The organism is Streptomyces sp. NPDC020742, from assembly GCF_040641675.1.
Lineage (GTDB): Bacteria > Actinomycetota > Actinomycetes > Streptomycetales > Streptomycetaceae > Streptomyces.
In genome coordinates this window covers 465,433-490,202 of the sequence record NZ_JBFAEA010000001.1, presented here as the reverse complement: position 1 = coordinate 490,202, position 24,770 = coordinate 465,433, and the positions used below count along the sequence as shown (strand labels likewise).

At 73.9% G+C, this 24,770-nt stretch carries 23 protein-coding genes and 1 pseudogene; 10 read left to right on the top strand and 14 right to left on the bottom strand.

The window, feature by feature from the left end:
- Positions 1–18: 18 nt before the first annotated feature.
- Together AB0G84_RS02060 and AB0G84_RS02055 are read right to left on the bottom strand one after the other, a co-directional pair.
- Positions 19–294: a DUF397 domain-containing protein gene (locus AB0G84_RS02060; RefSeq protein WP_361314108.1), complete on the bottom strand. Its 276-nt coding sequence runs from the start codon at positions 292–294 to the stop codon at positions 19–21.
- Positions 295–331: 37 nt separating this feature from the next.
- Positions 332–1,060, bottom strand: a pseudogene (locus tag AB0G84_RS02055) (helix-turn-helix transcriptional regulator); the annotation flags it as partial.
- A gap of 216 nt (positions 1,061–1,276) precedes the next feature.
- On the opposite strand from AB0G84_RS02055, the gene AB0G84_RS02050 reads away from it, so the two are divergent.
- Complete coding sequence (locus AB0G84_RS02050; RefSeq protein WP_361314105.1) at positions 1,277–1,621, top strand: hypothetical protein; 345 nt, start codon at positions 1,277–1,279, stop codon at positions 1,619–1,621.
- A 106-nt stretch (positions 1,622–1,727) separates the two neighbouring features.
- Here the strand turns inward: AB0G84_RS02050 and AB0G84_RS02045 are convergent, their stop codons facing one another.
- The 6 genes from AB0G84_RS02045 to AB0G84_RS02020 form a co-directional block, all read right to left on the bottom strand.
- Positions 1,728–2,720 (bottom strand): malate dehydrogenase, encoded by a 993-nt coding sequence (locus tag AB0G84_RS02045; protein WP_361314103.1) that lies wholly within the window; start codon positions 2,718–2,720, stop codon positions 1,728–1,730.
- 391 nt (positions 2,721–3,111) lie between these two features.
- On the bottom strand, positions 3,112–4,305 hold the full coding sequence (locus tag AB0G84_RS02040) for a DUF2690 domain-containing protein (protein WP_361314100.1): 1,194 nt from the start codon (positions 4,303–4,305) through the stop codon (positions 3,112–3,114).
- 389 nt (positions 4,306–4,694) lie between these two features.
- Positions 4,695–5,648, bottom strand: coding sequence for a DUF2690 domain-containing protein (locus AB0G84_RS02035; RefSeq protein ID WP_361314097.1), 954 nt, complete (start codon positions 5,646–5,648; stop codon positions 4,695–4,697).
- The gene (locus AB0G84_RS02030; protein WP_361314094.1) at positions 5,645–6,547 is read right to left on the bottom strand and encodes a peptidoglycan-binding protein; all 903 of its coding nucleotides are present in this window, start codon (positions 6,545–6,547) and stop codon (positions 5,645–5,647) included. The genes AB0G84_RS02035 and AB0G84_RS02030 overlap by 4 nt, the downstream gene beginning before the upstream one ends.
- Before the next feature lie 453 nt (positions 6,548–7,000).
- Positions 7,001–7,429, bottom strand: a complete 429-nt coding sequence (locus tag AB0G84_RS02025) for a DUF3017 domain-containing protein (protein WP_361314091.1) — start codon at positions 7,427–7,429, stop codon at positions 7,001–7,003.
- A 92-nt stretch (positions 7,430–7,521) separates the two neighbouring features.
- Complete coding sequence (locus AB0G84_RS02020; RefSeq protein ID WP_361314088.1) at positions 7,522–8,376, bottom strand: bifunctional methylenetetrahydrofolate dehydrogenase/methenyltetrahydrofolate cyclohydrolase; 855 nt, start codon at positions 8,374–8,376, stop codon at positions 7,522–7,524.
- A 241-nt stretch (positions 8,377–8,617) separates the two neighbouring features.
- Between AB0G84_RS02020 and AB0G84_RS02015 the strand changes: the two genes are divergently transcribed.
- Both AB0G84_RS02015 and AB0G84_RS02010 read left to right on the top strand, forming a co-directional pair.
- Positions 8,618–9,385 carry an RDD family protein gene (locus AB0G84_RS02015; protein WP_361314086.1) on the top strand — a complete coding sequence of 256 codons (768 nt, stop codon included), beginning with the start codon at positions 8,618–8,620 and terminating at the stop codon, positions 9,383–9,385.
- A 112-nt stretch (positions 9,386–9,497) separates the two neighbouring features.
- Entirely contained in the window at positions 9,498–10,061 is a 564-nt protein-coding gene (locus AB0G84_RS02010; RefSeq protein ID WP_361314083.1) for a hypothetical protein, read from the top strand.
- Positions 10,062–10,136: 75 nt separating this feature from the next.
- On the opposite strand, the gene purH is transcribed toward AB0G84_RS02010, so the two are convergent.
- Together purH and purN are read right to left on the bottom strand one after the other, a co-directional pair.
- Complete coding sequence (purH, locus tag AB0G84_RS02005) at positions 10,137–11,702, bottom strand: bifunctional phosphoribosylaminoimidazolecarboxamide formyltransferase/IMP cyclohydrolase (protein ID WP_361314080.1); 1,566 nt, start codon at positions 11,700–11,702, stop codon at positions 10,137–10,139.
- The gene (gene purN, locus AB0G84_RS02000; RefSeq protein ID WP_361314077.1) at positions 11,699–12,355 is read right to left on the bottom strand and encodes a phosphoribosylglycinamide formyltransferase; all 657 of its coding nucleotides are present in this window, start codon (positions 12,353–12,355) and stop codon (positions 11,699–11,701) included. Before purN ends, purH begins: the two co-directional genes overlap by 4 nt.
- Before the next feature lie 260 nt (positions 12,356–12,615).
- On the opposite strand from purN, the gene AB0G84_RS01995 reads away from it, so the two are divergent.
- The gene (locus AB0G84_RS01995; protein ID WP_361314074.1) at positions 12,616–13,530 is read left to right on the top strand and encodes a hypothetical protein; all 915 of its coding nucleotides are present in this window, start codon (positions 12,616–12,618) and stop codon (positions 13,528–13,530) included.
- Positions 13,531–13,726: 196 nt separating this feature from the next.
- Here AB0G84_RS01995 and AB0G84_RS01990 read toward each other — a convergent pair whose 3' ends face one another.
- On the bottom strand, positions 13,727–15,412 hold the full coding sequence (locus AB0G84_RS01990) for a DUF6350 family protein (protein WP_361314071.1): 1,686 nt from the start codon (positions 15,410–15,412) through the stop codon (positions 13,727–13,729).
- A 136-nt stretch (positions 15,413–15,548) separates the two neighbouring features.
- On the opposite strand from AB0G84_RS01990, the gene AB0G84_RS01985 reads away from it, so the two are divergent.
- The 3 genes from AB0G84_RS01985 (at position 15,549) to AB0G84_RS01975 (ending at position 19,136) form a co-directional block, all read left to right on the top strand.
- Positions 15,549–16,328: a hypothetical protein gene (locus AB0G84_RS01985; RefSeq protein WP_361314068.1), complete on the top strand. Its 780-nt coding sequence runs from the start codon at positions 15,549–15,551 to the stop codon at positions 16,326–16,328.
- A 336-nt stretch (positions 16,329–16,664) separates the two neighbouring features.
- Entirely contained in the window at positions 16,665–17,831 is a 1,167-nt protein-coding gene (locus tag AB0G84_RS01980) for an alpha/beta hydrolase (protein ID WP_361314065.1), read from the top strand.
- Between the two features lie 66 nt (positions 17,832–17,897).
- Positions 17,898–19,136, top strand: a complete 1,239-nt coding sequence (locus tag AB0G84_RS01975; RefSeq protein WP_361314063.1) for an acyltransferase family protein — start codon at positions 17,898–17,900, stop codon at positions 19,134–19,136.
- A 149-nt stretch (positions 19,137–19,285) separates the two neighbouring features.
- Here AB0G84_RS01975 and AB0G84_RS01970 read toward each other — a convergent pair whose 3' ends face one another.
- Together AB0G84_RS01970 and AB0G84_RS01965 are read right to left on the bottom strand one after the other, a co-directional pair.
- Entirely contained in the window at positions 19,286–20,302 is a 1,017-nt protein-coding gene (locus tag AB0G84_RS01970; RefSeq protein ID WP_361314060.1) for an aldo/keto reductase, read from the bottom strand.
- 7 nt (positions 20,303–20,309) lie between these two features.
- Positions 20,310–20,798 carry a MerR family transcriptional regulator gene (locus tag AB0G84_RS01965; protein WP_361314057.1) on the bottom strand — a complete coding sequence of 163 codons (489 nt, stop codon included), beginning with the start codon at positions 20,796–20,798 and terminating at the stop codon, positions 20,310–20,312.
- A gap of 127 nt (positions 20,799–20,925) precedes the next feature.
- Here AB0G84_RS01965 and AB0G84_RS01960 point away from each other — a divergent pair, with 127 nt between their 5' ends.
- A complete protein-coding gene (locus AB0G84_RS01960; protein ID WP_361314054.1) occupies positions 20,926–21,747 on the top strand; it encodes a serine hydrolase domain-containing protein in 822 nt (273 codons plus the stop codon).
- Positions 21,748–21,798: 51 nt separating this feature from the next.
- Here AB0G84_RS01960 and AB0G84_RS01955 read toward each other — a convergent pair whose 3' ends face one another.
- Positions 21,799–22,470, bottom strand: coding sequence for a pirin family protein (locus AB0G84_RS01955; protein WP_361314051.1), 672 nt, complete (start codon positions 22,468–22,470; stop codon positions 21,799–21,801).
- Between the two features lie 58 nt (positions 22,471–22,528).
- On the opposite strand from AB0G84_RS01955, the gene AB0G84_RS01950 reads away from it, so the two are divergent.
- Together AB0G84_RS01950 and AB0G84_RS01945 are read left to right on the top strand one after the other, a co-directional pair.
- On the top strand, positions 22,529–23,713 hold the full coding sequence (locus tag AB0G84_RS01950) for a helix-turn-helix domain-containing protein (RefSeq protein WP_361314049.1): 1,185 nt from the start codon (positions 22,529–22,531) through the stop codon (positions 23,711–23,713).
- 89 nt (positions 23,714–23,802) lie between these two features.
- Positions 23,803–24,765 (top strand): ACP S-malonyltransferase, encoded by a 963-nt coding sequence (locus AB0G84_RS01945; RefSeq protein ID WP_361314046.1) that lies wholly within the window; start codon positions 23,803–23,805, stop codon positions 24,763–24,765.
- Positions 24,766–24,770 lie beyond the last annotated feature (5 nt).

Below are 24,770 nucleotides of genomic sequence, written 5' to 3'. Positions count from 1 at the left end.
GCGTCTTCCCCGCGGAGGTCAGACGGCCGCGGGGAACTCCCCGCTCTTGAGCGCCGCGACGAACGACGACCAGCCGCCCGTCGGGAAGACCAGCACGGGCCCATGCGGGTCCTTGCTGTCACGGACGGGGACGGCGTCGGGGATACCGGGGGCTACTTCGATGCAGTTGCCGCCGTCGCGATCGCTGTAGCTGCTCTTCATCCAGGTGAGCGCTACCTCGATGCAGTTGCCGCCGTTGTTGTCGCTGTAGCTGCTCTTGATCCAGGTCGCCGCGCCGAGTTCGAACCTGTCCATGATGCTCGTACTCCTCCATCACGTCGCTGATCAGAGCGGCGGACTCCCGGGCTGACAGAGCGTCCGCCCTGAGCACATCATAGGTCTGGCTGTGGCGTACATAGACTTCCGGATCGTTGTTGAAGTAGCCACTGTCCAGCGACTCCGAGTACACCCACCGCCCCTTGGGCAGTTCGATCAGCGACATGGAACCCCTGGGGCGAACCAGCCCGAAGAGGCCCGCTGGGGCCACTTGGATGCGGATGTTGGCGTGCTGGCCGACACTCAACAGATGCGCGCACTGGTCACGCATGACTTCCGGGCTCCCCACCGCATTGCGCAGACAGCTCTCGTCCAGAACCGCGACGTACAGCGGACCGTTGTCTGCCAGAAAGCGTGGCTGGCGGCTCAGTCGAGCCCGGACGCGCTCCTCCACTGCGGCACCGCTCAAGACCTGAGAGAACAACCCGTGCGCGTAGCCTGGCGCCTGCAACAGTCCGGGAATGACTCGCTCTTGATACTCCCGCAAGGCGACCGCCTCGGCATCCATCCTCGCCCGCCGCTCGAACCAGTCCGGGTGTTGCACCTCCGGATACCAGTCGATCCGCCCCCACAACCGCAGCAGCACTCCCCCCGTCCCCAGCAGCTCGTCGCACTGCTTGGCGAAGGTGTCCTGTGGCACGCGGGTGCCCGCCTCCACGCGGGCCACCTGCGAGCGGTCGCACGGGATCTTGTTCGACAGGCCCTCCTGCGTGAGGCCCGCCGCCTCCCGGAAGTGCCGCAGCACCTCCCCGAACACGGCGGCGTTGGTGGCTGCCGGTCCACTCTCTGCATTGCGTCGTCGTCGGCTCACCGCATCCCCCTTGGTGCCAGAAGGTGAGTGTCACGCGTCACACGTTGCGACCCGCACTACTCGGCGCAACGCTGAACACACCCAACGTAATGGGTCGTTCGGCCGACTGCGCCGCCTTCTTGCGCAACCAACCTCTGGGAGTCACTGAGCATGAGTTACGACCGGGATGCCGCCCTCGCGCCCGTGCCGGGGCTGCGCCTGTTGCCGTGGGAGGGCGAAGGCGGGAAGCCGTGCTTCTTGTCGGCCGACGGGACCGGGGGTGTGCTGTCGCGGTTGGCGGACGAGATCGAGGCGGAGCAGCTGTGTGACGGTGCCGATGTGCTCAGGGGCGCGGTGGCCGTGTTGGACGACGGCAAGGCGGGGGAACACGCGCTGCGGCTGGCGCTGCGGGCGACCACGCAGGCCTTCGGCAATGTGCTGCGCGTCGCCGACAGCCGGGGCGCGCGCCTGCCCGTGGCGGACGGCGCTCAGGAGGCGGACTTAGGTCACGGGTGACGGGCTCCCGGCCGGGCCCGCACGACCGAGCCCGCACGACCCTTGCAGGCCGTACGGGCTCGTAGGTGCTGCGGTGCCGCCCGGGAGGGGCGGCCGCGGCGGTGGGTCAGCCGAGGAGGCCGAGGGCGCGGACCGCGTCGCGCTCCTCCGCCAGCTCCTGGACGGACGCGTCGATGCGCGCACGCGAGAACTCGTTGATCTCCAGGCCCTGGACGATCTCGTACTTGCCGTCCTTGGTGGTGACGGGGAAGGAGGAGATCAGACCCTCCGGGACGCCGTAGGAGCCGTCCGAGGGGATGCCCATCGAGGTCCAGTCGCCGTCGGCGGTGCCGTTGACCCAGGTGTGCACGTGGTCGATGGCGGCGTTGGCGGCGGAGGCCGCGGAGGACGCGCCACGGGCCTCGATGATCGCCGCACCGCGCTTGGCGACGGTCGGGATGAAGTCCTCGGCCAGCCACTTCTGGTCGTTGACGACCTCGGCGGCGTTCTTGCCGGCGACCTCGGCGTGGAAGATGTCCGGGTACTGGGTCGCGGAGTGGTTGCCCCAGATCGTCAGCTTGCGCAGCTCGGAGACCGGGGTGCCGGTCTTCTTCGAGAGCTGCGAGAGCGCACGGTTGTGGTCCAGACGGGTCATCGCGGTGAAGCGCTCCGCCGGTACGTCCGGCGCGGCGGCCTGCGCGATCAGCGCGTTGGTGTTGGCCGGGTTGCCGACGACCAGGACCTTGATGTCGTCCGCGGCGTGGTCGTTGATGGCCTTGCCCTGCGGCTTAAAGATGCCGCCGTTGGCCTCCAGCAGGTCGCCGCGCTCCATGCCCTTGGTACGGGGGCGGGCGCCGACGAGCAGGGCGACGTTCGCGCCGTCGAAGGCCACGTTCGGGTCGTCGGTGATCTCGATGCCCTGCAGCAGCGGGAAGGCGCAGTCGTCGAGCTCCATCGCGGTGCCCTCGGCGGCCTTCAGGCCCTGCGGGATCTCCAGGAGGCGCAGCTTGACCGGCACGTCCGCGCCGAGCAGATGACCGGAAGCGATGCGGAAGAGGAGTGCGTAACCGATCTGGCCGGCGGCGCCGGTCACGGTGACGTTGACGGGAGTGCGGGTCATGGCGATCTCCTGCGCGGTGTTTTCCGGGGGCAAGCCCCTGGACCACCATGGGTGGCGGTGGGTGTCCCTGCCCAGCTATGAGGTCTCTTGGTATCGAGAGACCCGGTCGTCAGGCTATCGGACCCCCGCCGGCGGCAGGTGACGGGCCGGTGTGGGACACCTCACCGGGTGTACCGGTGCACCGTCGTTCGCGCCACGGGCTTCGGCGGCCGCCCGCTCGATGGAGGGGGGATGCGGGCGGCCGCCGGGTTGTGCCACACCCGTGGGGGGATACAGGGCGCATGCCCGGGATGCCGGGGGGCATGCCCCCCGATTCTCGGAACTCTTCCGCGGGGGGCGATTCCCGGCCAGCGGTGGGCGGGCCGCCCACCGCACCGGCACCAGCCGGCCGTCAGCCGGCCGTCGGCCGGGCGCAGCCCTGGACGCCGGCCGCGGTCGCCCCGCAGGCCGTGATGGTCGCCGGGCCGCCCGCCACCTTGACCATCGCGGTGTACGCCGCGCCGTTCCGCTCGACCCGCGCCGAGCGGCTGCTGCCGTCCGCGCTGATCGTCGCCCGGTCGCCGGGCGCGGCACCGCTGATCCGCGCCCAGGCCGCGCGGCAGACCGGGCTGTAACGGATCTCGATCAGCGCGCGGCCCACCGTCCTACGGGACGGACTGCTGGCCCGCGCCCCGCCACACCCCATCGCCTCGGGGTCCTTGCCCGTGCAGTCGGCACCGCTGCACCGCACCCCCGCCGGCCGCTGCGGCAGCGCCGACTGCTCGCGCGGTGCCGCCGCCGCCCGCGGCGCCGCCGCCGTGGCCTTCTTGGCGCTGTGAGTGGCCGGATTCAGCAGGAGGACGGCGGTGACCGCGACCAGCACCGCGCCAACCGCACCGGCCCCGACCATGACCGCCCGGCGCCGCCGGACCTGCCGTTCCGCGGACTCCGGGGCGTCCGCCGCCGTGGCCGCGGCCCCGGACGCGCCGGATACGGATGCCCCGTCGACCGACACCGCCTCCCCGCTCCGCTGCCGCGGCACCGGCGGGATCCCCGGCACCGGCCCCGTACGGTCCGCACCCGGCAGATCCACGGCCTGCGCCCCCGCCCAGGACGGCGCGCTCCCGGCGGACTGCGCGGCCACCGTGGCGTTATGGGCGGTCTTGACCTTCTCGGCGTTCTTGGCGTTCTTGGTGGTCTTGGGCTTCTCAGCGTTCTTGGCGGTCTTGGTCTTCGCGGACCCCGCCGGTGCGTTCCCCGCCGCCTCCCACTCGCTAAGCGCGGTCCGTGCCTGGGCGACCCGGATCGCCTCCATCGTGACGTCGTGCCGCATCTCCGACCGGCTCCAGGCGCGTTCGGCCAGCTCCCACAGGGTGATCAGGTGGCCGGCGTGGGCGTCGGTGACCTTGGCGAGCGCGATCACCGCGCGCTGCGGAGGCAGCAACCGGCCGTTGAGGAAGCGCTCCCACGACGTCTTGGAGAAGTTCGTACGGTCCGCAACGGCGGCCACGCTCAGCCCGCTGCGGTCGACGAGTCCGCGCAGTCGTTCCGCGAACTCCCTTACTTCCGAATCGAGTTCCTCCGGAAGCGCCTTCCAGCGAGGCATGGCCTCCCCCTCACCCCACGTACCCGACGTGCGGCTTCCCCCGGTCCGCACGCCCTTCCTTGCTTGCCCAAGGGGCGCGTCCTGGTCAGGAATCGTTCCCCTTGCGTTGGGCGCACGGGAGCAAGCGGGGCGCATCTCGCACACCCATACGCGCCTCGTGGCCCACGGCAGTCTGTCAGTTACCGCTCGGTATCGACGACTTCCGTATGTATTCCGACAAGAACAGACCGAACTGCTCCAGGATGTGCGACCTCCTGACGGGCCGCCACACCCCGCGCCACCACACATCCCACGGCACCCCAGCGCCGCACCGCCCCACCCGTCACGGCATCCCGCCGCGGCACCCCCGGCCACGGCACACCGTCCCCTACGACGCCCTCCCCCCCCCGCTACCGGGAGAAGCACTCCCGTTCCGCGCCGCCCGCCGGAAAGAGGCACAGCCGGATGCCACGCGGTCCACGGGCCGCCGCCATGGGGGTGACCAGGTATCCCTCGACGTCGAAGCGGTCCCGCACCCGTACCGAACGCGGCCGGGCCCCCGGCACCGACACCTCGATCCGGTCGCCGACCCGCCCGTTGCTCAGCCGCCCCCAGGCCGCGCCGCACGCCGTGCCGTAACGGACCTGGAGGTGCCGTCCCCCGGCCGCGGTGCGCTCCAGCACCGTGTCCACCAGGCCCTCGCCGCCGCAGAAGATCGACTGCGGGTCCTTGCCGTCGCACGCCGCACCCCGGCAGCCGGTCACCACCGACGGGGCGGGGGCGGCCCGCCCGGCCGGGCCGTCGCCCCGCTCCCGGTCCGCCCAGAAGGCCAGGGCGACCACCACCGCCAGCCCGCCGGCGCAGGCCGCGGCCGCCACCGGCACCCACGCCCGAGGCAGCCGCACAGCCCGCCCCGCCCCCGCCGGCTCCGCCGCCACCCGCTCCGCCACGACCTGCTCCGCCGCCGCCTGCTCCGCCACGGCCGGCTCCGGCCCGGTGGATCGCGGCCCGGCAGACCGTCGCCCCGTCGACTCCTGCTCGCCGGACCCCCGCCCGGCCGGTGCCTCCGGCGCGGGGCCGGGCCCGGCGGAGGGCGCGGCCCGTCCGCTCCAGGCCGCGTCCGCCAGCTCCCACAACGCCGTCAACCGCCCGGCCGGTTCGCCCGCCAGCCGGCACAGCGCCCCGACCGCGTCCCTGGGCGGCAGGTTCTTGCCGTTGAGATAGCGCTCCCAGGACGACTTGCTGTACGGCGTGCGCTCCGCCAGCGCGGCCAGGCTCAGCCCCGTACGCCCCCTCAACTCCCGCATCCCGGACGCCAGTCGGGCGCTCTCGACCCCCGCACGCAGCTCACTGCCGTCGCTCACCGGCGCAGCGCCTTCCAGGTGTCGGGCCCCACGACCCCGTCCGTGGGCAGCCCCGCGCCGGCCTGCAGGCGCTTGACCGCGCGCCGGGTGTTCTCACCGGCGACGCCGTCCACCGGGCCGGGGTCGTACCCCCGATGGTGCAGCAGGCACTGCGCCTCCACGACGTCCCAGCCGATGGAGCCGCTGCCCACGATCGCGGTGGCGGTACGGCTGCGCCCGGCGTACAGCCCGTGCGCGGTGCGCCGCACCCGGCAGGCGAAGGTCTCCCCCACCCGGTGGGTGAAGCTCGGGACGGCCGCGGGCAGTTGGGTGCCCGTCGCGGCGCCGGTCCCGCGGGCGGGGGCGGCCTGGTGCTGCCAGGGGCGGACGGTCAGCAGCACGGCGACGGCCACCGCCAGCACGGCCAGCGCCCCCAGGGCGACCAGGGGTCCGGTGCGCGGGCGGGCCGCGGTGCGCCCGCCCGGTGCGGGCGCCGCCTCCGGCGCGGGCGCCACTTCCGGCGCGGGCACCGGACCGGCCGGCGGACCGGCCGACGGGCCGCCCCCGGACGCCGGACCGTCTTCAGCCGACGGACCGTCCCCGGCCGACGTCACCGGGCTGGCCGCCGGGCCTGCCGCCGGCGCCGGCCGCTCCGTCTCCCACGCCTGCGCCGCGACCTCGTGCAGCGCCAGCAGCCGGGTCGGATCGGCGCCGCAGACCCGCGCCAGGGCCTCCACCGCGTCGCGCGGCGGCAGCTTCTTGCCGTTGAGGTAGCGCTCCCAGGACGACTTGCTGTACGCGGTCTTGGCGGCGAGCGAGGCCAGGCTCAGCCCGCTGTGGTCCTTGAGTCTCCGCAGCTGTACGACGAGCTGCCGCACCCGCTGGTCGAGCGATTCGGGCAGCCCTCTCCAACGCGACATGTTCCACCCCATACGCGTTCGTTCTCCCCCGAGGCACGAGCCCCCTGTGCCGCCGATGATGGCGCGGACCCGACCTCCGATTCCCCCTTTTACTGTTTCCGGACGGTATCCGGACATGCCTGCGGCGCCCCTCGCCGTCCCGGAGCGGCGCCGGGACGGCGGGCATCTCCGCAGGTCGGAGTCGAGGTCGTCGCACCCTGCCCCGCCGGTCACGGACGGCGGCAGGCGCACCCGCAGTGGCGCACGGCCGGTGCCGCACCACCATGCGACGCGGCTCACCCCGCACTGCCGCCTGCAACGCGCGCCTGACGACAGCGACAGGGGCGTGCAGGGGGGGCAGGGGCCTGCAGGGGGCAGGGGCAGAGGGGGCAGCCTGAGGGGGAGAACGGCCCGGGGTGGGTGGAGGACCGGCCCGGGGAGGGCAGGAGCGCCCCCGGGCCCCCGGGCCCCCGGCTAACGGACGGTGAAGTGCACGATGTCGTCGAGGAACGGGATGTGGATCCACGGCCGGGGCTGCACCATCATGGCCAGCATCACGATCACGAAGCCCAGCAGCCCGTAGATCAGCATGTCGGTGAAGCGGGAGCGCACGGCGAGCATCCCCACCGACGGCAGCGCCCACCGCAGCACCGCCCCCGCCAGCAGGGCGAGCCCGATCACGATCGAGCCGATGCGGAAGGCATCGAACGCGACCAGCAGCAGCCCGAACCCGACCCCGGCCATGACCGTGAGCAGCGGCCACTGCCGGGCGGGTGCGGGGTAGCCGCCCGCGGCGGCCCGGCCGCCGCCCTCCGGGCGGGCGGTGTCGCGGGTCAGCGTGGGGAAGCGGCGCGAGGTGCGCTGCGGCTCGGAGGCCCCCTCCGAATGCGCTTCGGCAGCCATGGCGGGCGGTTCCTTCCGGGGTCCGGGTGGCATCTGTCGGTCGGTGGGTGCGGGTGGCACCACGGCCAGGATCTCAGGTCCGGCGCGCGGGCTCAGCCGGCCGCGCGCTCGGCCGCCTCGACGACGTTGACCAGCAGCTGGGCGCGGGTCATCGGGCCGACACCGCCGGGGTTCGGGGCGACCCAGCCGGCCACCTCGGCGACGCCCGGGTGCACATCGCCGACGATCTTGCCCGCCTCGTCCCGGCTGACGCCGACGTCCAGGACGGCCGCGCCCGGCTTGACGTCCTCGGGCTTGATGATGTGCGGGACACCGGCGGCGGCGACGATGATGTCGGCCTGCTTGAGGTGCGCGGACAGGTCGCGGGTGCCGGTGTGGCACTGGGTGACCGTGGCGTTCTCCGACTTGCGGGTCAGCACCAGCGGCATCGGCCGCCCGATGGTGATGCCGCGGCCGACCACCACCACGTGGGCGCCCTTGATCTCGACGTCGTGCCGCCGCAGCAGCTGGACGATGCCGTAGGGGGTGCACGGCAGCGGGCCGTCGATGCCCAGCACCAGCCGGCCCAGGCTCATCGGGTGCAGCCCGTCGGCGTCCTTGGCCGGATCCATCAGCTCCAGCACCCGGTTGGCGTCGATGCCCTTGGGGAGCGGCAGTTGGACGATGTAGCCGGTGCAGGCCGGGTCCTCGTTGAGTTCGCGGACGACCGCCTCGATCTCCTCCTGGGTGGCGGTCTCCGGCAGCTCCCGCTGGATCGACGCGATGCCGACCTGGGCGCAGTCGCGGTGCTTGCCGTTGACGTACCAGCGGCTTCCCGGGTCGTCGCCGACCAGGAGGGTGCCCAGACCGGGCTGCACGCCCTTGGCCTTCAGGGCCTCGACGCGGGCGGCGAGCTCGGACTTGATAGCGGCTGCGGTGGCCTTGCCATCCAGAATCTGGGCAGTCATACCCACCATCCTCCCGGATGGGGGCGGCCACGTTCCAATCAGGGCTCTTTACGGCCGCACTGGCCGGAATTGATCATTGCACTTGCACAACGGGCAGAGACCTTGACTGGACAGACCGAATGCGCAACTAGAAGGATTGTCGTGCAGTGCCGCAGGCTTCGTCGGGGGGTGGCCAGTGATTCCTGTTTTTCCTCCGCGTCACGCCGCGTGTCCGCAGTGACCCAACGGAGGAAAACAGCAGATGAGCTTCGGTGATCCGAACAACCCGTACGGCCAGCAGCCGCAGGCCCCTTACGGCCAGCCCCCGCAGGGCGCCTACGGCCAGCAGCCCCCGGTCCCGCCGCAGGGCCAGCCCGGCTACGGCTACCCGCAGCAGGCCCCGCAGGCTCCGCAGCAGCCGTACGGCTACCCCCAGCAGGGCGTCCCGCAGCAGCAGGCCTACGGCGGCTACCCGCAGCAGGCGGCCACCCCCTACGGCCAGCCCATGGCGGGCATGGGCATGGGCATGCCCACCGGCTACGCGAGCTGGGGTGCACGTGTCGGCGCGTACCTCATTGACTACCTGATCGTGGGCCTGGTCCCGACGATCCTCTACTTCGTGGCCGCGGCGATGTCCGCCAGCACGACCACCACGCCGGACACCTCGTCCTGCCCGCCCGGCGACGTGCAGTGCATCACCGACGCCTACCACAAGGCGTCGGAGGCCAGCACCCCGGCCGGCACCATCGTGATGACCGTGCTCGCCGTCCTGATCGGCTGCGCCGCCGGCATCTTCGTCCTCATCAAGGAGGGCAGCACCGGTCAGACCCCGGGCAAGAAGGCCATGAGCATCCGCCTGGTCAGGGAGACGACCGGCCAGCCCATCGGCTTCGGTATGGCCTTCGTGCGCAAGCTGTGCCACATCCTCGACGGGTTCTGCGGCCTGGGCTACCTGTGGCCGCTGTGGGACGAGAAGTCCCAGACCTTCGCGGACAAGATCGTCGGCACGGTGGTCGTCAAGTCCCAGTGACGCGGAGCGGGGCGACGCCCGGCCCGCTGTACTCCACTCCCCGAAGGCCCCCTCGCACCTGCGCGATCGGGGCCTTCGCGGCTCCGTTCAACTCGCTTGAAGGACACCGCTCGTGAGTTACCCCCACCAGAACCCTTACGGTCAGCAGCAGGGCCAGCAGCCCGGCTATGGCTTCCCCCAGCAAGGCGTCCCGCAGCAGCAGCCCTACGGCCCGTACCCGGGCGGTCAGACGCCCGGTGTGCAGCAGCCGTACCCGATGGTGATGCCGGGCGGGGTCAAGGCCGCCCGCGTGCTGCTGTTCGTGCTCGCCGGCCTCAACCTCATCGGCCTGGTCCTCGCCGTGGCGGGCCTGGGCGGCGTCAGCAAGGCCTCGCACGACGCCTCGCCGTACGCCGCCCCGGACAGCATCACCGCGATGAACGTCGGCAAGGGCCTGCTGATCGCCGTGATCGTGATCATCGTGATCTTCACCGTGATGGCCATCACGCTGGGCACGCAGTTCGCCAACGGCGGCAGCGGCGTCCGCGTCGCCACCATCGTCTTCGGCGTCGCCGACATCATGCTGAGCCTGTTCACCTTCCCGATCGGCCTGGTCCACACGGTCCTCGGAATCCTGGTGATGGTCTTCGTCTCCAAGGACGAGAGCACCGCCTGGTTCAACCGGCCGCGTTACTGACCGGCGCACCGCGCAACGGCACAGGGCCGCACCTCCGCGAGGAGGTGCGGCCCTGTGTGCGTGCGGGCGTACGGCTCAGTGGAAGAAGTGCCGGGTCCCGGTGAAGTACATCGTCACGCCGGCCTTCGCGGCGGCCTCGACGACCAGCTCGTCACGGACCGAACCACCGGGCTGGACCACGGCCTTGACGCCGGCCTCGGCCAGCACCTCGAAGCCGTCCGGGAAGGGGAAGAAGGCGTCGGAGGCGGCGAAGGAGCCGCGCGCCCGCTCCTCGCCCGCCCGCTCCACCGCGAGCTTCGCGGAGTCCACGCGGTTGACCTGGCCCATCCCGACGCCGACCGTCGCACCGTCCTTGGCCAGCAGGATGGCGTTGGACTTCACCGCGCGGCAGGCCCGCCAGGCGAAGGCCAGCTCGGCCAGCTCCGCGGCGGGCAGCGCCGACCCGCTGGCCAGCGTCCAGTTGGCCGGGTCGTCGCCCTCGGCCTGCAGCCGGTCGGTGACCTGGAGCAGCGCACCGCCGTCGACGGGCTTGACCTCGACGGGGTTCGACGGCGCCTCGGGGCAGCGCAGCACCCGGATGTTCTTCTTGCGGGCGAGGATCTCCACCGCGCCGTCCTCGTAACCGGGAGCCACAATGACCTCGGTGAAGATCTCGGCGACCTGCTCGGCCATCGCCACCGAGACCGGGCGGTTGACCGCGATGACCCCGCCGAACGCGGACAGCGGGTCACAGGCGTGCGCCTTGCGGTGCGCCTCGGCGACGTCCGCGCCGACCGCCACACCGCAGGGGTTGGCGTGCTTGATGATCGCCACACAGGGCTCGGCGTGGTCGTACGCGGCCCGGCGCGCGGCGTCGGTGTCCGTGTAGTTGTTGTACGACATCTCCTTGCCGTGCAGCTGCTCGGCCTCGGCCAGGCCGCCCTCACCGGTGACGTAGAGCGCGGCGCCCTGGTGCGGGTTCTCGCCGTAGCGCAGGACGTTCTTGCGGGTGTAGGCGGCGCCGAGGAACGAGGGGAAGCCGGAGTCGTCGGCCGCCGCGTAGTCGTCGGCGAACCAGGAGGCCACCGCCACGTCGTAGGCCGCGGTGTGCTGGAAGGCCTCAGCCGCCAGCCGCTTGCGCTCGGCGAGCTCGAAGCCGCCGTCTGCGACCGCCTTGAGGACGTCGGCGTAGCGGGCCGGGTTGACCACGACGGCGACGGACGGGTGGTTCTTGGCGGCGGCGCGGACCATCGAGGGGCCGCCGATGTCGATCTGCTCCACGCACTCGTCGGGGGTGGCGCCGGAGGCGACGGTCTCCCGGAACGGGTAGAGGTTCACGATCACCAGGTCGAACGGCTCGACCCCGAGGTCGGCCAGCTGCCGGCGGTGGTCCTCCAGGCGCAGGTCGGCCAGGATGCCGGCGTGCACCTTCGGGTGCAGGGTCTTGACCCGGCCGTCCAGGCACTCGGGGAAGCCAGTGAGCTCCTCGACCTTGGTGACCGGCACCCCGGCGGCGGCGATCTTGGCGGCGGTGGAGCCGGTCGAGACGAGCTGGACGCCCGCCGCGTGCAGCCCCTGCGCCAGCTCCTCCAGCCCGGACTTGTCGTAGACGCTGACCAGTGCGCGGCGGATGGGGCGCCGAGTGGCTTCGGTGGCGGTCACGAGATACGTACCTTTCGTCCCTCAATGCGGTAGCCGTGCCGGGCCAGACGCCCCACGACCTCGACGAGCAGCGAGCGCTCGACGTCCTTGATGCGCTCATGCAGCGCGGATTCATCGTCCTCGTCCCGGACCTCGACCACGCGCTGGGCGATGATCGGGCCGGTGTCGACACCGTCGTCGACGAAGTGGACGGTGCATCCGGTGACCTTCGCGCCGTACGCGAGCGCATCGCGTACGCCATGGGCACCGGGAAAGCTCGGCAGCAGCGCCGGGTGGGTGTTGACCGTACGGCCGCCGAACCGGGCCAGGAACTCCTTGCCCAGGATCTTCATGAAGCCCGCCGAGACCACCAGGTCGGGCCGGTACGCGGCGGTCGCCTCGGTGAGCGCGACGTCCCAGGCGGCCCGGCTGTCGTGGTCCTTGACCCGGCAGACGAAGGTCGGCAGGCCCGCCCGCTCGGCGCGCTCCAGGCCCGCGATGGCGGTGCGGTCGGCGCCGACGGCCACGATCTCGACGCCGTAGGCCGCGGAGCCCTGCTCGGCGATGGCGTCCAGCAGCGCCTGCAGGTTCGTGCCGGAGCCGGAGACCAGGACGACGACGCGGGCGGGGCGGCCGGGTCGGGAGGGCGGGGCGGAGGAGGGGGACGAAGCCACGGTGGGGCTCTTTCTCGTTCTCAGGTGCGTGAGCTCACAGGGTTTGTGTGGTCGCACAAGGCCGCGGGTACCGCACATCCGGGGAACCCTACGAAGGCGCCGACCGTCAGCAACGATACCGGCACACCGAGCGGCCCCCGCGGGACGGGGGCGAGGACGGGAGGTAGCGTCGGGCGTAAGACCGCATGCCGTTCGTGGTAACCGGGCGCGCCGGCCCAAGGGCCCGCGTACGGACGAGACAAGGGGAAGACGCACTCCAGATGACGGACCGACGCCGCCGCGCGGCCCTCCCGCTTCCTCTCCCAGCCACCGCTGGGTGGTACCCCCGGCCAGCCACCTCTCCCGGGGTGGTGCTGTTGCCGCGGGAGCGCAAGTCGTCGTCCTCGGAGTCCTCCCCGGCGTCCTCGGGCCCCGACCGGGACGACAACCCCTTCGCCCCGCCCCCGGCGGGCACCCCCGACCAGGAGTGGCGCCCGCGCCACCCGGACCCGTACGCCCACGGCCAGGGGCAGGACCAGGGCCAGGGCGGTCCCGACGGCGAGGAGGAGCGGCCCCAGGACGGGCCCCCGCCGAGCTGGGGCAGCCACTGGAGCCCCCGCCAGCCGGGCCGGCAGAGCGGAGGGTTCGGCTCCCGACCGGGCGGCCGCAACGGCCAGCAGAACGGCGGCCCCGGCGGGCCGGGCGGTCTGCGCTGGGACCCCACCGACCCCGCCCAGCGCCGGGCGCGCTATGCGCTGCTGGCCGGCATGTGGGCGTTCTTCTTCGTGCTCTTCAGCCTGCCCGAGGTCGCGCTGCTGCTGGCGGCGCTGGCCCTCTACTGGGGCGTCAGCGCACTGCGTGCCAAGCCGGACCCCGCCAAGCAGGCCGCCGCGAAGGCCGCCGCCATGGAGGGCCGCCCGACCGAGGGCGGCCCCGCACCCGCCCCGGGACGACAGCCCGGCGCCGGCAGCGCCCCGGGCAGCATCGGCAGCACCCGGCCGCAGGTCACGGCGGCGATCGCGGGGCTGGTGACCGCCTCGCTGGCGCTGGTGATGGTGGCCGCCACCTTCACCGTGCAGCTGGTCTACCGCGACTACTTCACCTGTGTGAACGACGCCCTGACCCAGTCGGCCAGCAAGTCCTGCGAGGACCTACTGCCCAAGGAGCTGCGCCCGCTGCTGAGCGTGCAGCAGTAGGGGGCGGCGTACGCGGCGGGCACGGCGGGCGCGGCGTGCGGTGCGCCGCAGGGCCGTGGCTCTGGTGGGCCCAGGCAGTCTCCCGGGGGCTCTGGCGGTCTCCCGGTGGGCTCTGGCGGTCTCAGCGGGGTACGCCGTGAGCGGTGTGCCCTGAGCGGTAGGTCGTGAGCGGTACGCCGTGAGCGGTGCGCCGCGGTCAGCGGACCGGTTCGGCGGCCGGGTCCCCGGCCTCGGGCGCGGAGGCTTCCGCACCGTCCGGCCCTTGCCCCTCCGCGGTACTCCGGGGGTCCTCGGAGGCCTGGGGGGCCTCGCTCCCCCGGGCGGCCTCGGCACCCCGGGTGTCCCCGGTGCCACGGGCGTCCTCGCCCTCCTCGGCGCGCCGGGTGTCCTCGCCGTTCCCCGTGTCCCCGCTGTTCGCAGCATCCCCGGCGTTCGCAACGTCCCCGGTGTTCGCACCGTCCCCGGCGTGCACAGCGTCCTCGGCGACTGCGACAGCCCCGGCACCGGTCCCGCCGTCGACCACGCCGTCGACCACGCCGTCGGCCGGCTGCCCCCGGCGCCGCGCGGTCCGCAGCCGCCAGGCCCGTGCCGCCACCGCGCCCGGGACACCAGTCACCGCCGTCCAGGCCGCCGCCGCCAGCCCCGTCGCCCACCAGCTGGGCCCGAAGTCCGCGAGCGCGCCGCTGCCCAGTGCGCCGCCGGCCAGGCCCGCCAGCGCCGCCGTGAGGACTCCGCACACCCCGGCCGCCAGGCCCGCCGCCCCGGCCGTCGTCCACCACGACCAGGGCCCCGCCGCGCCTCCGGGCGCCGCCGCCGGACGGGCCACGAAGCGGGCGAGCAGCACCCCCGCGCACACCGGCACCACCACGACCGCCCAGGTCAGCGGGGTGCCCGGGCCCACGTCCGGCACCCCGCCGAGCAGGGGCAGTGGGGGCGGAACGGGGTGCGGCGAGGCGCCCAGCGGCCCGACCACGCTGCCCGCGCCGAGGGTGAAGCCCGGCCCCAGGCCGTAAGCGGCGCCCCAGACCGCCGCGTTCGGGAGCAGCAGCAGGCACAGCAGCAGCACCGTGGCCCGGCTCGCCCAGTCGGGCGCGAGCCGGAGCAGGTCCGCGCGCACCTGCCCGGCGTGCAACGCGAGGCCGAGCAGGGTGAGCAGGGCGCCGGCGGCCAGCAGCGCCGCCACGGCGGCACCCCCGGCGCGCACCGCGGCGGTTCCGCGGGGGCCGCCGAACAGGGTCCGCAACCGGTACGGCAGCCGCACCACGACCCGCCGGATCCGGGGCGGCAGCAGGACCGCGCCGGCCGGGCCCAGGATGTGCCAGGCGGTCACGGCGACGGTGGCGAGCGCGGTGGCCGGGACGGCCGGCAGCGCACTGAGCGGTGCGGCGTGCAGCTGCCCGGTGCCGGCGTAGACCAGCGCACCGGCGGCGACCAGCAGGTACCCGGTGAGCAGCGCACCGAGCAGGTGGCGCGCCGCGACGGCGCCGACGGGCCGGGCGGCGCCGGGCTCGGCCGGGGCGCCGGCCGCGGTCGCCAGGGTGTGCCGGGCGGCACGGTGCAGCAGCCAGACGGGGAGGACGGACAGCAGCAGCGGGGTCACCGCGACCGGGGCCGGGCCGCCGGAGGGCGTGGCGGTGCGGACCAGGTCGCCGCCGTGCGCCAGCAGCCACAGGTCGGCGGCGAGGTGCAGCGCCCGGGAGGGGCCGCTGTCGGGGAAGGGGGAGGCCACCCAGAGCAGCAGCACGGCGACGGTCAGCGCGCCCAGGCCCAGGCCGGCGGCGGTCACCCCGCCGAGGAAGGCCGCACCGAGGGCGGAGGAGCGCTGTGCTGCGGTCCGGCCGTGCGAGGAGAGCAGGGGGCCGCGGTCGGTCAACTGGCTCACGCGGCCATGCTGCCAACAACTGCCGGTGCCGCCCCGTACTGAGCAGATGATCGACGTGTCGCGTATGCCGGTTGAGTCTGGCTTGCCTGGTGTGTCGGGTCGTGTCCGCCGGCGCCGGTTTTCCACACTGCTGTGCATGACCCCGTGCGAGCAGGCCCCGGCCGCCACCGCTTTCGACGACCTCCACACCCGCCGTGCCGCGGAGCTGACCCGCCAGGCCTATCTGCTCACCGGGCGGCCCTGCCTCGCCCGGCGGGCCGTGGAGCGGGCCTTCCAGCTGGCCTGGCAACGATGGCCGGAGGTCGCAGTGGATCCGGATCCGGCGGGGTGGGTGCGGGCGGCGGCCTACGAGTACGCGCTGACGCCGTGGCACCGGCTGGCGCCCCGGCTGCGGACCGCCCGGACGCCGCAGCGCCTCCCGCTCTCCGCCGGGCCACAGGACCGTGCGCTGTTGGAGGCGGTGCTGAGCCTGCCCGCGCCCCGCCGGCGGGCGCTGCTGCTGCACGACGGTGCCGGTCTCGGGCTCGCGGCGACCGCGGCCGAGTGCGAGGCGAGCCGGCCCGCCGCGGCCGGGCGGCTGGACCGGGCACGCGGTTGGGTCGCCGCGCGGGTGCCCGGTCCGGGCCTGGCCGGCCGGCCCCCGGAGGAGCAGGGCGCGGTACTGCGGGCCCGGCTCGCGGCGGTGATGGCCGCGCTGGAGGTGACCGTGCCCACGGCGCCGGAGGTGCGCGCCGGCAGCGAGCGCAGCGCGCGCCGGACCACCCGGGCGGTGTTCGCCCTGACCGGCCTGTTCGCCCTGACCACGCTGACCGTCGCGGTCGCCGCACCGGACCACGGCGACCTGCCGCGGACCCGGCTGGGCACGGCCGCCCCGGTGCTGCCGGAGGCCGCCCGGCTCCGCCCCGACCTGCGCTGAGTCGTCGGCCGCACAACGGGCGCGGGGGCCGGGCCCCCCGGGGGGCGGGGCCCCGGGGCGGGGGCGGGGGGGGGGGCGCCCGCGCGGGGGGGGGGGGGGCCGCGGGGGCCCACCCCCACCACCTATATCAACACCTCTCCCCAAACACTCTCCCCCACCCCCCGGCCGTGCCGACCGCGGGGCCCCGGCCGCCCGGCCGCGGCCGTCCTCCCCGGGGAGGACGGCCGCCCGCCACCCCCTACCCCGGTATCACCCGGAGTTGGCTCCGCGGTGTGACGCCGCTTCAGGGACCCGCTCCGTACGTTTCCCTCCGTCACACCAACGGAGGGAGACCCGATGTCCGTGCTGCGCACCGCCTTCGGGCGCGGCCGGCGACTGTTCGTCGGCGCCGCGCTCGCGGTGACGCTGGTCGCCGGTACCGGCGGCTGGGCGGCCGGTACCGCGCAGACCGCGGTCACCGGACCCCCGCCCGGCGCCGCCGCGTTCCGGGCCGACCGCGTCCTCGGGGTGCCGCTGCCGGACCCGGCGAGCGCCGGCCCCGCCGCCGTCGCCCGGTTCTTCGGCACCCTGACCGACGCCCAGCGGCACGCCCTGGTGGTCCGGCACCCGCTGACCGTGGGCAACCTCGACGGCGCGCCGGTCGCCCTGCGCTACGAGGCCAACTCCCGTGCCCTGAAGGCGGAACGGGCCCGCCAGCTGAGCCGAGCCACCGACCCGGCCGGCACCCTCCAGGACCACCGGCAGGCCAGGAAGGCGGCCCGGCGGTGCGCCGAGCTGCTGGCGCCCGGCCGCCGGATCCTCGCCTTCGACCCCCGCGGTCGCGGCCAAGTGGCCGAGGTCTACGGCGATCTGACGACCGCCGGACACACCGCGGTGCTCGTACCGGGCTCGGACATCGACCTGGGCACCTTCGACCGCGCCAAGGACCCGTACGGCACACCGACCGGGATGGCCCGTTCGCTGCGCCGGGAGTTGGCCGCCCAGGCGCCCGGGATGCGTACCGCGGTCATCGCCTGGGCCGGGTACACCACACCGGTCGGGCTGGGCCCGGACGCGGCCACCGGGCGGCTCGCCGAGGCCGGGGCCCCGCGGCTGGCCCGGCTGCTGTCCGGGCTGGCCGCCACCGGCGCCCCGGCGCCGGCCGTGCTGTGCCACAGCTACGGATCGGTGGTCTGCGGGCTGGCGGCGCCCCGGTTGGGCCGCGGCGCCCTGCGCGACCTGGTCGTCTTCGGCTCCCCCGGGATGCGCCGGGACAGCGTGGCCGACCTGCACACCGCCGCCCGGGTCTGGGCGGCGCGGGACGCCTCGGACTGGATCGCCCGGATACCGCACATCGAGCTGCTGGGCCTGGGGCACGGCACCGATCCGGTCTCCGCCGCCTTCGGTGCCCGCCGGGTGCCCGCCGAGCGGGCCGTGGGCCACACCGGCTACCTCGTCCCCGGTACGGACTCCCTCCGCGCCTTCGCCGCCATCGTGCTGGGCCGCTACGGCGCGGTGCGCTGACCCGCACCCGAGCGCCGCCGACCCGCCCGCACCTCACCCACCGATTCCCGGCCCCAAGGACGTCTCATGACAACCGCACTCCTCGCGCCGCTCGGCGGCGCGGTCCGCACGGCACTGCGCACGATCGAGGCCCGCACCCCCGGGGACCGCGACCGGGCGGTGGACGGGCTGCGCGCCCTGGCGCTGGTCAGCGTGCCCACCGGCCACTGGCTGCTCGGTGGCTTCACCCGGGACGCCGGCGGGGCGCTGCACAACGCCAGCCCGCTGACCGTCTTAGGGGCGCTGGCGCCGGCCAGTTGGGTGCTGCAGATGCTGGGCATCTTCTTCCTGGTCGGCGGCCATGCGTCGGTGCTCTCGCTCCGGCGGGCCACCGCGCGCGGTGCGTCCACCGGCGCCTGGTTACGCGGCCGACTGCTCCGGCTGGGGCGCCCGGTGATCGGTGTGACGGCCGTATGGGCGGCGCTGCTTCCGGTCCTGTACGCGCTGGGGGTGCCGGAGGCGACGCTGCGGACCGGGGCGACGCTGGTGATCCAGCCGCTGTGGTTCGTCGGCATCTATGTGGTGATCACCGCCCTGACGCCGTACTGCGTACGGGCGGCGCGGCGGATGGGCGCCTGGGCTGCGGTGCCGCTGCTGGCGGCCGTGGCGGTGGTGGACGCGCTGCGGTACGGCCCGTTCGCGGACGCCGTGCCGTCCTGGCTGAGTCTGCTGAACCTGCTCCCGGGCTGGATGTTCGCCTATCAGCTCGGCGTCTGCTGGGGCGAGCGGCGGCTGGGCCGGCCCGCGGCCCGGGTGCTGTTGCTGGGCGGGGCCGCGCTGTTCGCCGCGCTCCTGCTGTTCTTCCACTACCCGGCGAGCATGGTCGGCGTCCCGGGGCAGGACCGGACCAACTCCCACCCGCCGTCGCTGCTGGTCCTGGCCCTGGCCGCGGCCCAGTCGGGGGCCGCGATCCTGCTCCGCGACCGGCTCGCCCGGGTGCTGCGCCGGCCGGCGCTGTGGGCACCGGTGGTGCTCATCAACCTCGCGGCGATGACGATCCTGTGCTGGCACCAGACGGCGATGCTCTCGGCCGCGGTGCCGGCGTCGTTCGTCGGTACGGTGCCGGGTCTGACCACGGCGCCCGACACCGTCGGCTGGCTGGCGGCCCGGCTGGCCTGGCTGCCGCTGTTCGCCGGGCTGCTGGTGCTGATCGCCCGTACCACCCGCCGGTTCGAGGCGCCCTGGACGGGCGTGACCCGGATGCGGCGGACGCTGGCGGGGGTGCTGGCCACCGGGTTCGCGGCCTTCGCCCTGGGCCTGGCCTGAGGGGCCGGCGTAACGGGCCCGGCGTGCTGCGCGGGGCGCGGCGTGGTCCGGCGTGACGGGCCACGCGTGCGGCGATCCGGTGTCACGGATGATCCGGCGTGACACCGCCCCGGGGTGGGCCTTGCCAAGACCCGCCCCGGAGCGCCGGGTTACTCCCGCCCCGCCGAGGTGAACGACATATCGGCGTAACGGTCGCCGCTGACCCGGCCCGCGATCGGCTCCAGCAGCGCCAGTTCCTCCTCGGTCAGCCGGATGCGGGTCGCGGCGGTGTTCTCCTCGATCCGGGTGCGCTTGCGGGTCCCGGGGATCGGCACCACGGACAGCCCGTGGACATCGGCTCGCTGCTGCACCCAGGCCAGGGCTATCTGGCCCGGTGTGGCGCCGTGCGCCTCGGCGAGGGTACGGACCGGCTCCAGCAGCGCGGCGTTGGCGGCCGCGTTGTCCCCAGTGAAGCGGGGCTGGGTACGGCGGAAGTCGTCCGTGCCCAGCTCCTTGTCGGCGTTGACGAACCCACCGGTCAGGAAGCCCCGGCCGAGCGGCGAGTACGGCACCAGGCCGACCCCGAGCTCGGCCGCGGTCGGCACCACACCGTCCTCGATGTCCCGGCTGAACAGCGACCACTCGGACTGCACCGCGGCGATCGGGTGCACGGCGTGTGCGGCGCGCAGCTCGGAGCCGGTGACCTCGCTCAGCCCGAGGTGCTTCACCTTGCCCTCGGCGACCAGCTCGGCCATGGCGCCCACCGACTCCGCCAGCGGGACCTCGGGGTCGCGGCGGTGCATGTAGTAGAGGTCGATCTCGTCGACGCCCAGCCGGCGGAGGCTGCCCTCGACGGCCTGGCGGATGTACGCCGGCTCATTGCGGATGATCCGCTTGGTCGGGTCGTCGGGGTCGAGGGAGATCGCGAACTTGGTGGCGAGCACGACCTCGTCGCGGTGCGCCGCCAGGAAGGGGGCGAGGAACTTCTCGTTCTCCCCCATGCCGTACATATCGGCGGTGTCGTAGAGCGTCACGCCCAGCTCCAGCGCCCGCTCCAGGGTGGCCCGCGCCTCGTCGGCGTCGGTGGGGCCGTAGGCGAAGCTCATCCCCATGCAACCCAGGCCCTGCACCCCGACGCGGGGGCCGTTGGTGCCCAGCTCGACCGTCCCGATCGTGTCGTTGCTCATGAAGTCCTCAGAACCTCTCGGACGCCCGCCGGGCGTCGGCATAGATGTTGATCTTGTAGTCGAGTACGTCCAGGGTGCTCTGCAGCTCCGCGATCCGCCGTGTGACGTCCTCGCGGTGCGCGGTCAGCAGCCGCTCGCGCTCGGCGAAGGTGCTCTCGCCCACCCGCACCAGCTCGGCGTAGCGGACCATGTCCGCGACCGGCATCCCGGTCAGCCGCAGCTTGGTCACCAGGCTCAGCCAGTCCAGGTCGCGGTTGGTGAAGCGGCGCTGGCCGGTGTGGGTGCGGTCCACGTGCGACATCAGGCCGATCCGCTCGTACCAGCGCAGGGTGTGCGCGCTGAGGCCGGTGTGCTCGGCCACCTCGCTGATGGTGTAGCGGTCGCGGCCGAAGGGCTGCGGATGCGCCCGGGTGGACCGGCAGTCGCGCACCCTCTCCGGCACCTCACCGGTCACGGTCGCCCCGCCCATCACCGGCTCGCTGTGCGTCAGCGTCATTCCCCGTCTCCCCTGTTCCGCCGAATGTCTTCTCGACCTCCTCAACGCTAGAGAGTTCGAGCGCACTCCAAGCAAGCGTCGATCATCCGCAGACTTGACCGGAATTTGGTGCCGTTAGGCTCGGGGCATGCAGAGCCTGGGGATGATCGAGAACTGGCCGGTGCCCACCGCCGCGGCCGCCGTCGTACGCGCCGACGGGGTGGTGGCCGGTGCGTACGGCCCGTTGGAGCACCGGTTCGCGCTGGCGTCGGTGACCAAGCCGTTGGCCGCGTACGCCGCGCTGCTGGCCGTCGAGGAGGGCGCGATCGAGCTGGACGAGCCGGCTGGGCCCGAGGGGTCCACGGTGCGCCACCTGCTCGCCCACACCTCCGGCCTCGCCTTCGACGAGCACCGCACGATGGCCGAACCGGGCACCCGCCGGATCTACTCCAACGCCGGCTTCGAGGCGCTGGGCGACCACATCGCCAAGGCGACCGACATCCCCTTCTCCCAGTACCTGCACGAGGCGGTGCTCGCCCCGCTGGGCATGACCGCGACCGAACTCTCCGGTTCGCCCGCCAAGGACGGCGTCTCCACCGTCGCCGACCTGGTCCGCTTCGCCGCCGAACTGCAGGCCCCGCGACTGCTGTCGCCGGAGACCCTGGCGGCGGCTACCGAGGTGGTCTTCCCCGGGCTGTCCGGCGTCCTTCCGGGCTACGGCCACCAGAAGCCCAACGACTGGGGGCTGGGCTTCGAGCTCCGCGACGGGAAGTCCCCGCACTGGACGGGCGCCGGCTCCTCGCCCCGCACCTTCGGGCACTTCGGGCAGTCCGGCACGTTCCTGTGGGTGGACCCGGACGCCCGGGCCGCCTGTGTGGCGCTCGCCGACCGGGACTTCGGACCGTGGGCGATCGAGGTCTGGCCGCGGCTGACCGATGCGGTGCTGGCCGAGCTGGCGCAGTCGGCCTGAGCGCCCGCCCGGCGGCGGAAGGACCCGGTCACCGGCGCCGGGCCCGCCGTCTCACAGGTAACCGGGCTCCTCGGACATCTCCCACACCAGGCACTCCGACGCCGCCAGCCCCGTCAGTTCCAGGTCCGACGCATCGGTGATCCGCGCCGCGTCGCCCGCCTCCAGCCGCTGGTCGCCGAGCCGCACCGCGCCGCGCACCACATGGACGTAGGCGCGGGCGGCGTCCGGGAGCGCGGTGCGCCCGCCCTCGGGCAGCCGGCGTAGATGGAGCAGCGCGCCGGCCTCCGGCACCGCGTACGGAGTGCCGTCGGCGATGCCGCGCACCACCTCGTACGACGGCTCCCCGCCGAAGGCGACGGGCGCCAGCCACATCTGGACGAACCGCAGCGGCGCGTCGCCGGCGTTGCGCTCCACGTGTCGGACGCCGCCGGCCGAGCTCAGCCGCTGGAGATCACCCGGACGCACCGTGGTCTCGTGGCCGGCCGTGTCCCGGTGGGTCAGCTCGCCCTCGATCACCCACGTCACGATCTCGGTGTCGCGGTGCGGATGCTCGTCGAAGCCGGCACCGGCCGCCAGCCGCTCCTCGTTGCAGGCGATGAGGGCACCGAAGCGCAGATTGTCCGGGTCGAAGTGGGGCCCGAAGGAGAACGCGTGCAGTGATGCGATCCCGGCGTCCGGATCGCCGCCCCGATAGCGCTCCGCGCCCCTGCGCACCTGAATCATCTGCCCACCGTAGCCCCCGCCCCCTCACCTCTCCGCCCCGATGGTGCAGGCTTGTCCCGTGTCTGAACCCGCATCGCGCGACGCGCACCCGCACTCCGCGACCCTTAGGCGTCTGGAGAACTCGTCCGGCAAACTGGCCGCGGCGGCCATCTCCCGCATGGACGCCACGCTGCCGTGGTACCGCGCGATGCCGCCGGAGAACCGCTCCTGGATCGGCCTGGTCGCCCAGGCCGGCATCGCCGCCTTCACCGAGTGGTTCCGGCACCCGGAGACCCCGCAGGCGATCAGCACCGATGTCTTCGGCACCGCGCCGCGCGAGCTGACCCGGGCGATCACGCTCCGGCAGACCGTCGAGATGGTCCGGACGACCATCGAGGTCATGGAGTCCGCGATCGACGAGGTCGCGGCCCCCGGGGACGAGTCGGTGCTGCGGGAGGCGCTGCTGGTCTACGCCCGGGAGATCGCCTTCGCCACCGCCCAGGTGTACGCCCAGGCCGCCGAGGCGCGCGGCGCGTGGGACGCCCGGCTGGAGTCGCTGGTGGTCAACGCGGTGCTGTCGGGGGAGGCGGACGAGGGCGCGGTGTCCCGGGCCGCGGCGCTGGGCTGGAACGCGCCGGAGCATGTGTGCGTGGTGCTGGGCACCGCGCCCGACGGGGACAGCGAGCTGACCGTGGAGGCGATCCGGCGCGCCGCCCGGCACGCCAAGCTGCAGGTGCTCACGGGCGTGCTGGGCTCCCGCCTGGTGGTGATCGCGGGCGGCTCGGACAACCCGCTCAAGGCCGCCAAGGCGCTGATCGGCCCGTATGCGGCCGGTCCCGTGGTGGCCGGGCCGGTGGTCTCCGACCTGCTGGCCGCGACCCGCTCGGCACAGGCCGCGGCGGCCGGACTGCGGGCGTGCGCGGCCTGGCCGGACGCCCCGCGGCCGGTCCTTGCGGACGATCTGCTTCCGGAGCGCGCGATGGCCTCGGACCCGGTCGCGCGGGAGCAGTTGGTGGAGGAGATCTACAGACCGCTGGAGGAGGCGGGGTCGGCGCTCCTGGAGACGCTGAGCGTCTATCTGGAACAGGCGAGCAGCCTGGAGGGGGCCGCGCGGATGCTCTTCGTCCACCCCAACACCGTGCGCTATAGGCTCCGACGTGTGACGGACGTCACCGGATGGTCACCCTCCGACGTCCGCTCGGCGTTCACCCTCCGTATCGCACTGATTCTGGGGCGCCTGGCTGACAGTGAGGCCCAACCCTAGACTTTTGTCGGAGACCAACAATTACCCCGATGGTTCTTCGTCCTTGTCCCCACGGGCGGGCGGAACCACCCACAAGAGAGAGTGTGAGGGTGCTCGTACTCGTCGCTCCCGGCCAAGGCGCTCAGACGCCCGGCTTCCTGACCCCCTGGCTCGACCTCCCCGGTGTCGAAGACCGGCTCCGTGCGTGGTCGGCCGCCATCGACCTGGACCTGGTCCACTACGGCACCAAGGCCGACGAGGAGGAGATCCGCGACACCGCAGTGGCGCAGCCGCTGCTGGTGGCCTCCGCCCTGATCTCCGCCCGCCAGCTCTTCCCGACGGCCGACGCCCTCGCCGCGCAGGTCGGCGCCACGGCCGGCCACAGCGTCGGTGAGCTCGCCGCCGCCGCGCTGACCGGCACGCTCTCGGACGAGGAAGCGATGACGCTGGTGCGCCGGCGCGGGCTGGCGATGGCCGAGGCCGCCGCCGTCACCGAGACCGGCATGGCCGCGCTGCTGGGTGGCGACGAGGCCGTCGTCCTCCCCCATCTGGAGCGGCTCGGGTTGACCGCGGCGAATGTGAACGGCGCCGGCCAGATCGTCGCCGCGGGCACCGCCGAGCAGATCGCCGCGCTGGTGGAGAACAAGCCGGAGGGCACCCGCCGGGTCGTACCGCTGAAGGTGGCCGGCGCGTTCCATACTCACCACATGGCACCCGCCGTCTCGGCCCTGGAATCCGCGACCTCCCAGCTGTCGGTCGCCGATCCGCGCACCCGCTACGTCTCCAACAAGGACGGACAGCTGGTCTCCTCCGGGCAGGAACTCGTGCAGCGCCTGGTCGGCCAGGTGGCCAACCCGGTCCGCTGGGACCTGTGCATGGAGACCTTCAAGGCGCTCGGCGTCACCACGCTCATCGAGGCCGCCCCCGGCGGCACGCTCACCGGCCTGGCCAAGCGTGCGCTGCCCGGCGTGCAGACCCTCGCCCTCAAGACGCCCGAGGACCTCGACGCGGCCCGCGCGCTGATCGCCGACGCGCCCTCGGCCGTCACCGCTGGCTCGGCACCGGCCGAATAGGAGTC